The following is a 12,060-nucleotide window of genomic DNA, read 5'->3' on the forward strand; positions in this document are numbered from 1 at the left end:
CGTCCCTACGCCGCAACGGCCTGTGGCAGGATCGGCGCGACCGCGTCGAAGCGTGCGCCGGCGCGCAGGCAGAAAGCCGGCTGCAGCAGGCGCTCGGCGATCACCTCGTTCTTCTCGTTGTCCTTGAGGACGAAGCGGCCGTTCTGCTCCGAGAGCACGGAGACGTCGGCATCCATGCCGACCTTGAGCGCGCCGATTTCCTCGCTGCGGCCGAGCATCTTGGCGGGATTGGAGGTGACCATCGGCACCACCTGCTCCAGCGTGAGGCCGAGCGCCATCATCGAGCTCATCGCTTGGACCAGGCTGAACTTGGCCTGTCCTGCGAAGGGATGGTTCTCCTCGTCCTCGTGCTGGTCGGGCGTCCCGGCCGGCGCGGGCACATGAGTGTTGTAGCCATGGATGTCGGCGCCGAGGGTGGTCGGAACGATGCCGGCGGCGATCGCCTTCTTCGCGAGCCGATAGGAGAAGTGGCTGCCGTGCCCGACATCGACCTTCAGGCCGCGATCGAGCGCGGCCTGGATCACCGGGTGGACCTCCCCTTCACGATTGACGAAACCGCCGGGATGGCGCGTGAAGGGATGGGCGAGAATGTCGCCCTCGCGCAAGAGCGGGATCACGCGCGTGAGGATCGTGTCGGCATCCTCGCCGTTGGCGCCGCTCTCGGGCAGGCCCCAGAGCTGGCCGAAATGCACGTAGACCGGCAGATCGGCGCGCTTGCCGATCTCGGCCGCCATCTCGATGACGCGAATGCCCCAGCGCGCGAAACCGCCGATCTCGGCGTGGGCCTTGATGCCGCGCACGATGTCGGGATTGGCCGTCGCCGCCTTGACGGTCGCGTCGATGTCGACGCCGTCGGGGCTGTAGAGCTGCGGATAGAAATGCCCCTCGAGCCCGCCGACGAGATAGGCTGAGATAAACGCGTAGACGCGCGAGGCCGAGGCTTCCGCGATGAAATGGCGGAAGCCCGGCAGCGTCATGCAGGACGGACCGCCCTGATCGACCAGCGTCGTCACGCCGGACTGCACGCCGACCATGTCGGGGTTCATGCCGAAGCGGCCGGAGACATATTGATAGACATGCGCATGAGTGTCGATCAGCCCGGGCAGCACCAGCTTGTCGCTGACGTCGACGACCTCCCTGGAGCTGGTCGGCAGAATGTCGGACGCGACCGCTGCAATCCTGCCGTTGCGGATGGCGACATCCTTGATGCCATCGACGCCGGAGGCCGGACAAATCACGCGACCGCCTCGCAGCAGAAGGTCGAAGCTGGCAGTGACGGACATGGTGCTCTCCTCTTCTCGCTCGGGCGAGGGCCTCGCCCGAATTACGAAGCATGCTTCGTATTTCGACATTACGAAGCATGCTTCCCATTTTGACAAAAGCAAGCTTCGTGCCATGATCCTGATGTGGCGGGCGCACTCGAATCGAGCTAAGCGCGGCAGGGTTCAGGCTTGGGAGAGTGTGCATTGCGGCAGGCGAAGACACGTCGCGGCGGGGGCAGGCACCGCCCCTGGCCATTGTCGGAACGGCCCGGCTACCTGATCCGGCGGCTGCACCAGATTCATGTCGCGCTGTTTCAGGAAGCCTGCGGCGAATTCGAGGTCACGCCGCTGCAATACAGCCTGCTCTCGGCGCTGGCAGCGCGTGAAACCGCCGATCAGACCACTTTGGCCGCCGATATCGCCCTGGATCGGACCACGACGACCGGCGCCTTGAAGCGGCTCGCCGCCCGACATCTGGTCGAGCGCGCCATCAACAAGGACGATCGCCGGGCCCGGCTGTGCCGACTGACGCCGGCCGGTGCCGCGCTGCTGGTCAAGATCGAGGGCGCGGCGCGACGGGCGCATCGTGCGACGCTCGGCGATTTGAGCCAGCGGGAACAGACGCTTTTCATCGAGATGATGCAGCGCATCGTCGCCGGCAACCCCAGTCGCGACAGCGCCGCTGCCCTATTCGATTAGGAGTGACTGCCGCGCTTTTGAGTTGGGCTGCTCAATTTATCATCGTACCGCTGCCCGGCCGGGCAACATCGTCCGCCTCTCGCCGGCGCGCCAGACGTGCCGAAGCGCCCTCACGCGCAGGATCGGGCTGCGCCTGAAAACGCAGTCGGATCCTGCGCGACGCGCGCGACCTCCGGCATCGACTCCCCCTGCTCGGCAGCCTCGCAATTCAATGGCACGATTTATGCTGCCATGATGCGAAGCGTGCTTCGTATTGGGGGATGTCATGACGGATTCCGAACTTCGCGCTGATATTCACAGCATCGAGCCAATTCCCGACGCGGACCGGGACTCCACCGGGCCGCAGCAGATGTGGATCTGGGCCGGCGCCAACATCGCGCCGGTCAACTGGGCGCTCGGCGCGCTCGGCATCATCCTGAAACTCGGGCTGATGGAGACGATCGCGGTCATCGTGCTCGGCAACATCGTCGGCTGCGCGATCTTCGCGACCTTCACGGTGATGGGGCACAAGACAGGCGTCAATCAGATGGTGCTGAGCCGGTCTGCCTTCGGCGTCCGCGGCGCCTATCTGCCCAGCATCCTGATGTTCCTGATGACGCTGGGCTGGATCGGCGTCAACACCTACTTCCCGGTCAAGGTCTCGATGGGCATCCTCGGCCAGTTCGGCGTGCCCGACACCTGGCTGATCGAGATCGTCGTCATCACGCTGGTGATGGCGGTGCAGGTGCTGATCGGCGTCTACGGCTTCTACGCGATCCGCACCTTCGAGAAATACACGGTGCCGCCGACCATCGCCATCATGGTGCTGATGAGCGTGCTGGCCTGGACGCGGCCCGGCGTCGTCAACTGGAGCCTGACCACCTCGCTGCCGCCCGGCGCGCATCTGGCGATGCTGACGATGCTGATGACCGCAATCGGCGTCGGCTGGGGGATTTCCTGGGTCACCTGGGCCTCCGATTATTCGCGCTTCGTGCCGAGAAGCGTGCCGTCGAAATCCGTGTTCTGGTACAGCTATGTCGGCATGTTCGTGCCGACGGTCTGGCTCGGCATTCTCGGCGCGACCATTGCCTCGACGACGCTGGACACCGATCCTGCCAAGATGGTGAGCGCGGTGTTCGGCGGTCCCGTCAGCATCCTCGTCCTCCTGATGGTGCTGCACGGCCCGATCGCGACCAACATCCTCAACGTCTATTCGGCGACGCTGGCGGCGCTGAGTGCGGGGCTGAAGTTCTCGCGATTCTGGCTCACCGTCATCGTCGGCGTCGCCGGCTATCTGGTCACCCTCTATTTCATCTTCGCGCCGTCGTTCGCGAAGGCGTTCGACCATTGGATGATCAGCCTGCTGTTGTGGATGAGCCCGTGGGCCGGCGTGGTGCTCGCCGACTTCTTCGTCAAGCGCCAGGGCAGGATCGACGTCGCCGAGCTCTATCGCTCGCCGGAGACCAGCGCCTATGGCGACATCAATTGGGCCGGCATGATCGCGTTCTTCGCGGGTCTCGTCGCCGGCTGGCTGGTGGAGGACGGCCTGGTCGGCGCGCTGCAGGGGCCAATCTCGATCAACCTCCTCGGCGGCGCCGATCTGAGCTGGCTGTTCGGAATTGGAGTCGCGAGCCTCGCCTATCTTGCGCTCGGCAGGTTCGCGACCTCGCACTCGCCGGCCGTCGCGAGCGGCGCAGGCAGGTAGCGGCGGGGACGGACCTCGTCCTGCGATCAGCCCTGCTGGCCAAGCCTCACGATCGCGTCGCCGGGCACCAGACCGAACCTTAAAACGTTCCGGCCATAGTGACCCGGAACGTCAGCGGCTCCACGGGGTGCAGCACGTAGTCCATCACGCCGTTCTGACAGGCTGCCGTTGGCGCGGTGCCTGACGTGCAGAGGTTGTAGAGCGTGTCGGTCTTGAGCAGCGACCCATAGGCGTAGGTGATCTGGTTCGCCTTCGTGTTGAAGAGGTTGAGAACGTCGAGCTGAAGGCGCCAGCCATTGTCGATACGATAGCCGAGGCGGCCGTTGAAGATGCTGATGGCGGAGGAGCGGAACGCATTGTCCTCCGTCAGAGGGCTCGAGGCCAGATAGCGCCAGCGCAGGGTTCCGAACCAGCCGGCCTTCTCGCCCAGCGTGACGCCGGCTGACGCCACCATCGCCGGCGCGTTCGGAATGTAGTTTCCGGGCGCATTGCCGGTCTGCGCCTCGGGATAGCCGGCGAGCGAGGCATAGACCTCCGCCTGCTCGCTGTCATAGCCGCGAAAGCGCGCATGCGTCATTGCGAGATCGGCGTCGATGTCGACCCACGACCATGGCCGGTAGTGGTTGGTCCACTCGAAGCCGTAGCGGCGGCTGGCGCGGGACGCCGAGGTATCGCCGGCATCGCCGGAGAACAGGATCTCGGAATCCTGATCCAGGATGAAGAGGCTGAGCGAGGTGTCGAGGCCGGGAACGATCCTGCTTCGAACACCGATCTCTGCGCCTCTGGTGCGCACCAGGAGCGGCGACGGCGTCAGCCGTGTCGCGGGATCGGCGGGATCCTCCGTCGTGGTCGCGCCGCGGGCGTCGTTCGAATGCATGCCGTAGCCGGCACCAAGGAAGAATTCGGTCCGGTTGAACGGACCAAGCACCATCCTGAATTTGGGGCTGCCGAGCGCGGCATCTGCGCGACCGGAATTGCCGGCATTGAAGAGGGAGGCGACGTCCGCGGCATAATAGTCGCCACGCCAGCCCACCGTCGTCCTGAGCCAGTCGGTCCAGCGCACCATGTTTTCGGCATAGATCCCGACGCTGCCCTCGCCGACCTTGTCGCTGCGGATATTCGCAAGGAAGCCGCGCTGAAAAGTGTCGGTGAGCGCGAGGTCGATCGCATCGTAGCGCGACTGCAGGCCGAAGGTGGTCTGCATCGGCAGGCCGGCAAGGGAGCCGTTCAGCGTGCGCGAGACGTTGGCGCCGGCCATCAGGCGGTCGTCATGCTGGTGGAACTGGTCGCCGAGCACGGGATCGTCGAGGAAGTAGGTGAAGTTGTTGAAGAGGTCGAGCTGGCTCTTCACCACATAGGCGTTGGCCTTCCACGACCCCACATCGTCGGTCTGCGCGATCCGGCCGGAGAGCGCGAAACGGTTGGCGTTGCCACCGTCGCTCGGGTCTTCCGAACCGTACCGGTCGAGCAGGCCGCCGGTGATGGCGCGCTGCGGCACCTGGTCGGTCGAATTCCATTTGTTGACGTAGGCCATGCCGGTGACGGACACGCCGTCGGTCGCGGTGCCCCGGCTGTAGCGCACGAAGCCGTTGAGCTTTCGCACATTGTCCGGATTGTCCCACGGGCCGTTGTAGGTGCCGATCTCGCCAGCGACCAGCAGCGAACCGTCACCGACCGTCGCCGAATCCATGCCGAGCAGGCGGCGGTAGCCGAAGCTGCCGGCGCTCACCTGCGCGAGTCTCCTGGTGCGGTCGATCAGGTTGATATGAACGCTTCCGACCGAGGCGAAATCGCCTTCGTCGGCGAAATAAGGTCCCTTGCGCACGTCCATTGCGGCGATGGTTTCCGGGATCAGCCAGTTGAGATCTGCATAGCCCTGGCCGTGCGCGTGGGTGCGCATGTTGACGGGGACGCCGTCGACCGTGATCGCAAGATCCGTGCCGTGGTCGAGATTATAGCCGCGCAGGAAATACTGGTTGGCTTTGCCCTCGCCGGAATGCTGCGTCACGATCAGGCCCGGCACGGCTTCGAGCACCTCGCCCGGCCGCGAGACAGGGCGCGCGTTGATCTCGTCGCCGGAGACGGTGATCTCGCTGGCCATGCCGGCCTCGCCCTTGGCACCCGAGCCGGCACTGCGCGCATCCGATGCCTGCATCGGTGCTGGATTCAGGAAGATGCGGTGACCGGCCGGGGGCGGTCTGCCGGCGCGCCGCGATGCGACCGGCCTCTTGCGCCCCGGCGTCTCGCTGCCCACGACCTGAACCGGCGGCAGTTCGCGTGAGGCGCCATTGTTCTGCGCGAAGGCGCGGCCGTCATCCGCGAGCAGCGCCAGGGCCGAGAGTACCGTCAGCGCGCCGCCGCGACGGCCGGGCTCAAGCCACCTCGGTCGCATCGGCGCATTCCAGAACTTTCGTCCCGGAACGGCGGCGGCCGTCCGCAACGATGCGGCGGTAAAGCACGACCGAGACGAGCCACGCGATCGCGAACAGCGCGATCACGATGAAGCCGACATTGGCGAGCGAATCATTCAGACCGTCGACGAGCGTCCACATGCCACCGGAGAGGCCAAGTCGATCGCTGATCAGGCCGAGCGCCTCGATGCCGCCGATGAACAGCGCCACTGCGACGGAGGCCCCCGTGATCGTGAGGTTGTACCAGAGCTTGCGCAGGGGATCGACAAAGGCCCACCGATATGCGCTGACCATCAGCGCCGAATCGGCAGTGTCGACCAGCGCCATGCCGGCGGCGAACAGCGCGGGGAAGACCAGGACATCGGCGAGCGAGGCGCCGCGCGCGGCTTCACTGGCGGAGATGCTGAGCAGGCCGATTTCGGTCGCGGTGTCGAAGCCAAGTCCAAACAGGAAGCCGAGCGGGTACATATGCCAGGGCTTTGTCACCAGGCGGAACATCGGCCCGAGCAGCCGCGCCAGGACGCCGCGTTTGGCGAGCAGCGCGTCAAGCTGCGCAGCGTCATGAACGCCCTCCTCGCGTGCCGCGCGAAACGTCCGCCACAGGCCGGCGAAAATGACGAGGTTGATGGCCGCGACCACGAGCAGGAACAGTGCCGACACCGAGGTGCCGATGAAGCCTCCGATCTCCTTGAGCAGGCTATCGCCGCCGAGGGTCACGATGCCCAGCGCCAACAGCATGGTCGCGATCACGACCACGGTGGAATGCCCGATCGCGAAATAGAGGCCGACGCAACGCGGCGTCTCACCCGCATGCATCAGCTTGCGCACGACGTTGTCGATGGCGGCGATGTGGTCAGCATCGACGGCGTGACGCAGACCGAACACCCAGGCCAGCAGCGCGGTCGCCATCACCGTCGGCCGGTCGCCGAACAGCGCCAAGGCCCAGGCCCAGGCGCCGGTGTTGGCGGCGACGAGCCCGCCGAACAGCACCACCGTTCCGGGCTCTAAATCCCGCAAAATCCGCCTCGCCACTCGCTCCATCCGCCCGTCCCGCAGTATGACGTTTATCAAAATCCCTCATACTAGCAAGAGCAAGAGCTGGACCACTCTCGGCCTGACGGCTGAAAAGCCGCCAGGAACGGAAGCCAAATGGTTGCTCTGATGGATGAATTCTGCGCTCAGCCCATCACGACGCCAGTGCGAAATGGGGCGCTTCCGTTGACAAGCTACCATCCACTTTGACGACCAAGGCGACGGTCGGCAGGGGATCATGGATGCGCCTGCCGCATGGCGCCTCTCAATCGGAGGATGACGCGCACGTTAAAGCGCGATGCGATTGGGATGAATCGTCATCGCGCTTTAGGTTGTTGTTTAAGCATGATCTTTTCGGAAAACCGCTGCGCACTTTTCCGGATCATGCTCTAGCGCCGCAAGTGCTGGCTCCTTCCAGAACAGGCTCCGTTTCAACGGATGTGGAACCGATCGCCGTGAAGTGGCTCACATCCAGCAGGACGATCTGGATGTATTGGTCGTGCCGGGTGGAGATGGCAGAGGGAGATGCGCATGAAACGCCTCATGCTCTCGTTCATTGCAGCCATGCTTCTCGGTGCAGCCAGCAACGCCTTCAGGTCGCATGCCGTGTTCCAGTTCGGTCAGCACGGCATGGCATCCATTCAAGACATGCAGACAAGCCAAGCCAACAAGCTTCCCGAGCAGGAGCTGCAGGATCGCTCCGTCCTATTTGCGAAAGAGCCGGCTCGGTAGTCGGAGCGCCCGCGTCGAGCTCGCCCTATTCGGCCGCCGCGGTTGCGGGTTGCGGTTGTCCGTCGTTCGGTCCGGTTCGCGCCTTCTGCTCGTCGAGCCAGAGGCTATGGTGCTCACGGGCCCAGTTGACGTCGACTTCGCCCGAGCCCATGGCCTCGAACGCACCTTCCATCCCGATGGTGCCGATATAGATGTGCCCGATCATCGCCGCGACGAACAGGACCGCCACGATCGAGTGGACGATCTGCGCCATCTGCATGCCCTCGATGCCCGTGCCGTAGAACGGGAACATCAGCGCATAGCCGGACGCTGCGACGAGCCCGCCGCCGATCACGACGATCCAGTAGATCATCTTCTGGCCGCCGTTGAAGCGGTAGGCCGGCGGATGGTCATGGCCGATCAGACCGCCGCCGCGCTTCGCCCATTCGATATCCACCTTGCTCGGGATATTGCCGCCGATCCACATCAGGAAGATCAGGACGACGCCGATGGTGAACGGGAAGCTCAGATAGTTGTGAGCGAACTTGGCCCATTGCGACCATTCCGAGAAAGCCTCGAAGCCGATCAGCGGCAACAGCAATGGCCGGCCGAACGTGATGTTCAGCCCGGAAATGGCCAGGACGATGAAGCAGCTTGCCGTCATCCAGTGAACGAACCGCTCGAATCCGTTGAAGCGCACGATGGTCCGGCCCGACCGTCCGGCTTCGAGACGCACCATTCCGACAGTAAGATAGAAGATCACGATGGCTGCGATCATGCCGAGGATGGCGATGCCGCCGATCCATCGCAGCGTCACATTGCGGAACTCCCGCCACTCCCGTCCCTGCGGCTGCTCGAGAACGCCGGAGCGCTGATCGGGAATGCTGACGCGCCCCTGGATCCGATTGAGTTCCTGCAGAAGCTGCTGCTCCTTGACCGCGCTTGCGGTCGGATTGACCTGTTGAGCGCTCGCGGGCACCGCCGTCACCAAAAGAAGCAGCGCCCAGGCGCCGAACGCCAGACGAATGAACCTTCCAAACGATGCCATCACGTCCTCCCCGGTATTGCGCGCCCTTCGGCTGCCCACGTCAGGACTCGATTGTCTCGCGATATGCGGTCTTCCAGCCCCATGCGCCCGAGCCATAGCCGCGCTTCATGACGCGCTCCTTGTAGATCTGCGCAATGATCTCGCCGTCGCCCGCAAGCAACGACTTGGTCGAGCACATTTCGGCACACAGCGGCAGCTTGCCTTCGGCCAGCCGGTTCGCGCCGTATTTCTCGTATTCCTCCTTGCTGCCGTCGGCCTCCGGGCCACCGGCGCAATAGGTGCATTTGTCCATCTTGCCGCGCGAACCGAAGTTCCCGACCTTCGGATATTGCGGCGCGCCGAACGGACAGGCGTAGAAGCAATAGCCGCAACCGATGCAGAGGTCCTTGGAGTGCAGCACCACTGCATCCGCGGTGGTGTAGAAGCAGTTCACCGGGCACACCGCCGCACAGGGCGCGTCGGTGCAATGCATGCAGGCCATCGAGATCGAGCGCTCGCCCGGCTTGCCGTCGTTGATGGTGACGACGCGGCGCCGGTTGATGCCCCAGGGTACCTCGTGCTCGTTCTTGCAGGCCGTCACGCAGGCATTGCACTCGATGCAACGGTCGGCGTCGCAGAGAAATTTCATACGTGCCATCGTCGTTACTCCCTAAGCCGCCGCGATTTGACAGAGAGTGACCTTGGGCTCCTGCATGCCCGTCGCGGGGTCGTATCCGTACGTAGTGATCGTGTTGGCGCTTTCCCCGAGCACGATCGGATCGGTACCCTTCGGGTAGTTGCCGCGAAGGTCCTTGCCTGCGAGCCAACCGCCGAAGTGGAAGGGCATCCAGGCAACCCCTTTGCCGACGCGCTCCGTGACAAGCGCCTTCATCCTTGCCCGGGAATTGTTCTCGGCTCCCGTGACCCAGACCCAGCCGCCGTCCTTGACGCCGCGCTCGGCGGCGTCGGCAGGGTTGATCTCGATGAACATGTCCTGCTGCAATTCGGCGAGCCACGGGTTAGTACGCGTCTCCTCGCCGCCGCCCTCATATTCGACCAGACGGCCGGACGACAGGATGAGCGGGAACTGTTTTGCAATTCCCTTCTCCACGGCGGCCTTCTGCACCGAGAAGCCGATATTGGGCATCCGGAACTGCCTGGCATCGGGCAGCGTCGGATATTTGGCGACGAGGTCGACGCGCGGCGTGTAGATCGGCTCGCGATGGACCGGAATCGGATCAGGCAGGCCGAAGGCGTTCATGCGTGCCTTACCGTTACCGTAGGGAACGCAGCCGTGTTTGAGGGCGACCCGCTGGATGCCACCCGAGAGATCGAGCGACCACGACACCGCATCCGGATTGGTCGGATTGACCTTCATGATCGTGGCCATCTCCGCTTCGGTGAGATCCGTGTCCCAGCCAAGCTTCTTCAGGCTCGCCAGCGTGAACTCGGGATAGCCGTCCTGGATCTCGGAATCCTTGGAATAGGATTTGTCGGCCAGCAGGCTGACCTTGCGCGTCGTGCCGTCCGGCAGCTTCTCCTCGCGCTCGATGCCGAACCGCGGCCGGAACGTGCCGCCGCCGTCCATTACGTGCAGATTGGTGTTGTAGAGCAGCGGCGTGCCGGGATGCTTGACCTCCGGCGACCCCCAGCACGGCCAGGGCAGACCGTAATAGTCGCCGCCAACTTCGGGATCGCCCTTGGGCGCCCGCATCGTCAGCATGTCGAACTTGGCCTGGTTTTTCATGTGCGCCTTGAGGCGCTCGGGCGATTGTCCGCAATACCCGGTCGACCAGCTGCCGCGGTTCATCTCGCGCAGCACGTCTTCGGCTTCAGGCAGATTGTTCTCGACCTTGATCTTCTTGAACATCTGGTCGGCGAAGCCGAGCTTCTTCGCCATCAGGTAGATGATCTCGAGATCGTCCTTCGATTCGAAGATCGGCTTCACGATCTGCTCGCCCCATTGCAGCGAGCGATTGGAGGCAACGCGCGAGCCCTTGCACTCAAATTGAGTCGCGACGGGGAGAATGTAGACACCATCGTTGCGTCCCGCCTCGACGGCGAGCGAGGCCCAGGTCGTCGGATGCGGGTCGGCGATGACCAGCAGCTCGAGCGCCTTCAGGCCTTTCTGGGCTTCAGGAATGCGGGTAATGCTGTTGGAGGCGTGCCCCTGTACGAACACCGCCTTCACATTGTCCCTCTGCGCGACCTGATCCTTCGGCAGCGTCACCGCCTCGAACCAGCGGGTCAGCGGAATGCCGGGCGTTTCCATGATCTTCTTGGAGTCGAATCGCGACTGCAGGAACTCGTAGTCGACCTCCCAGACCCGCGACCAATGCTTCCAGGCACCCTCCGCGAGGCCGTAGTAGAACGGCAGCGTGACGATATCGAGTCCGACATCGGTCGCACCCTGCACGTTGTCGTGGCCGCGGAAGATGTTGGCGCCCATGCCAGCTCCGCCGACATTGCCGGTCATCAGCAGCGCGATGCAGCTGGCCCGCACGTTGGCGGTGCCGACGGTCTTCTGGGTCTGTCCCATGGCCCAGATGAGCGTTGCCGGCTTCTCGGTGGCGAACATCTTGGCGACGCGCTTGAGCTGCTCGCCGGGAATGCCGGTGACGCGCTCGACTTCTTCCGGAGGCCACTTCTCGACCTCTTTCTTGATGTCGTCGAAACCGTAAACGCGCTGCCGGATGAATTCCTTGTCCTCCCAGCCGTTCTGGAGAATGTGCCACATCATGCCGTAGAGCACCGGAATGTCGGTGCCCGGGCGCATCCGCACATATTCGGTCGCGTGGGCCGCCGTACGCGTCAGGCGCGGATCGATGACGATAAAGTTGGCCTTTTGCAGCTCCTTGCCCTCGAGCAGATGTTGCAGCGAGACGGGATGTGCTTCGGCCGGATTGCCGCCCAAGATGACCTGTGTCTTTGCATTGCGAATATCATTGTAGCTGTTGGTCATCGCGCCGTAGCCCCAGGTATTGGCGACGCCGGTGACGGTAGTCGAATGGCAGATGCGAGCCTGGTGATCGGTGTTGTTGGTCCCCCAGAACGCACCGAGCTTGCGGAACAAGTAGGCGCCTTCGTTGGTCATCTTGGCCGACCCGAGCCAATAGACGGAATCGGGGCCCGACTTCTCGCGTACGGCTTGAAGCTTGTCTCCGATCTCATTGATCGCGGTGTCCCAGGACACGCGTGTCCACTGACCGCCCACGAGCTTCATCGGATAGCGCA

Annotated in this window: 9 protein-coding genes; 3 read left to right on the top strand and 6 right to left on the bottom strand. The window is 64.0% G+C overall.

Translation table 11 applies throughout. The features are described 5' to 3' along the window. Positions 1 to 5 precede the first annotated feature (5 nt). Entirely contained in the window at positions 6 to 1,283 is a 1,278-nt protein-coding gene (locus IC50_RS00500; RefSeq protein ID WP_035699239.1) for an amidohydrolase/deacetylase family metallohydrolase, read from the bottom strand. A 183-nt stretch (positions 1,284 to 1,466) separates the two neighbouring features. Between IC50_RS00500 and IC50_RS00505 the strand changes: the two genes are divergently transcribed. Together IC50_RS00505 and IC50_RS00510 are read left to right on the top strand one after the other, a co-directional pair. Next, positions 1,467 to 1,961, top strand: a complete 495-nt coding sequence (locus tag IC50_RS00505; protein ID WP_244429491.1) for a MarR family winged helix-turn-helix transcriptional regulator — start codon at positions 1,467 to 1,469, stop codon at positions 1,959 to 1,961. Positions 1,962 to 2,226: 265 nt separating this feature from the next. Then, the gene (locus IC50_RS00510; protein WP_035699242.1) at positions 2,227 to 3,645 is read left to right on the top strand and encodes a cytosine permease; all 1,419 of its coding nucleotides are present in this window, start codon (positions 2,227 to 2,229) and stop codon (positions 3,643 to 3,645) included. 79 nt (positions 3,646 to 3,724) lie between these two features. Here IC50_RS00510 and IC50_RS00515 read toward each other — a convergent pair whose 3' ends face one another. Together IC50_RS00515 and IC50_RS00520 are read right to left on the bottom strand one after the other, a co-directional pair. Next, positions 3,725 to 6,037, bottom strand: coding sequence for a TonB-dependent receptor (locus tag IC50_RS00515; protein ID WP_035699244.1), 2,313 nt, complete (start codon positions 6,035 to 6,037; stop codon positions 3,725 to 3,727). Continuing rightward, positions 6,018 to 7,097, bottom strand: coding sequence for a HoxN/HupN/NixA family nickel/cobalt transporter (locus IC50_RS00520; RefSeq protein ID WP_035699245.1), 1,080 nt, complete (start codon positions 7,095 to 7,097; stop codon positions 6,018 to 6,020). The genes IC50_RS00515 and IC50_RS00520 overlap by 20 nt, the downstream gene beginning before the upstream one ends. A 522-nt stretch (positions 7,098 to 7,619) precedes the next feature. Here IC50_RS00520 and IC50_RS00525 point away from each other — a divergent pair. Continuing rightward, positions 7,620 to 7,820 carry a hypothetical protein gene (locus IC50_RS00525; RefSeq protein ID WP_244429492.1) on the top strand — a complete coding sequence of 67 codons (201 nt, stop codon included), beginning with the start codon at positions 7,620 to 7,622 and terminating at the stop codon, positions 7,818 to 7,820. A gap of 25 nt (positions 7,821 to 7,845) precedes the next feature. Here IC50_RS00525 and IC50_RS00530 read toward each other — a convergent pair whose 3' ends face one another. The 3 genes from IC50_RS00530 to IC50_RS00540 all read right to left on the bottom strand — a co-directional run. Continuing rightward, entirely contained in the window at positions 7,846 to 8,847 is a 1,002-nt protein-coding gene (locus tag IC50_RS00530) for a formate dehydrogenase subunit gamma (RefSeq protein WP_035699260.1), read from the bottom strand. 40 nt (positions 8,848 to 8,887) lie between these two features. Beyond that, positions 8,888 to 9,484 carry a formate dehydrogenase FDH3 subunit beta gene (gene fdh3B, locus IC50_RS00535; RefSeq protein ID WP_027571966.1) on the bottom strand — a complete coding sequence of 199 codons (597 nt, stop codon included), beginning with the start codon at positions 9,482 to 9,484 and terminating at the stop codon, positions 8,888 to 8,890. 12 nt (positions 9,485 to 9,496) lie between these two features. After that, a partial coding sequence (locus IC50_RS00540) for a formate dehydrogenase subunit alpha (protein WP_035699261.1) occupies positions 9,497 to 12,060 on the bottom strand: 2,564 nt, incomplete at its 5' end.

Source organism: Bradyrhizobium genomosp. I (2014), assembly GCF_000261685.1.
Taxonomy (GTDB): Bacteria; Pseudomonadota; Alphaproteobacteria; order Rhizobiales; family Xanthobacteraceae; genus Bradyrhizobium.

Bases quoted from the DNA above. Each gene is read 5' to 3' on its own strand.
- IC50_RS00500 (WP_035699239.1), bottom strand. From the start codon at position 1,283: ATGTCCGTCACTGCCAGCTTCGACCTTCTGCTGCGAGGCGGTCGCGTG.
- IC50_RS00510 (WP_035699242.1), top strand. From the start codon at position 2,227: ATGACGGATTCCGAACTTCGCGCTGATATTCACAGCATCGAGCCAATT.
- IC50_RS00515 (WP_035699244.1), bottom strand. From the start codon at position 6,037: ATGCGACCGAGGTGGCTTGAGCCCGGCCGTCGCGGCGGCGCGCTGACG.
- IC50_RS00520 (WP_035699245.1), bottom strand. From the start codon at position 7,097: ATGGAGCGAGTGGCGAGGCGGATTTTGCGGGATTTAGAGCCCGGAACG.
- IC50_RS00525 (WP_244429492.1), top strand. From the start codon at position 7,620: ATGAAACGCCTCATGCTCTCGTTCATTGCAGCCATGCTTCTCGGTGCA.
- IC50_RS00530 (WP_035699260.1), bottom strand. From the start codon at position 8,847: ATGGCATCGTTTGGAAGGTTCATTCGTCTGGCGTTCGGCGCCTGGGCG.
- fdh3B (WP_027571966.1), bottom strand. From the start codon at position 9,484: ATGGCACGTATGAAATTTCTCTGCGACGCCGACCGTTGCATCGAGTGC.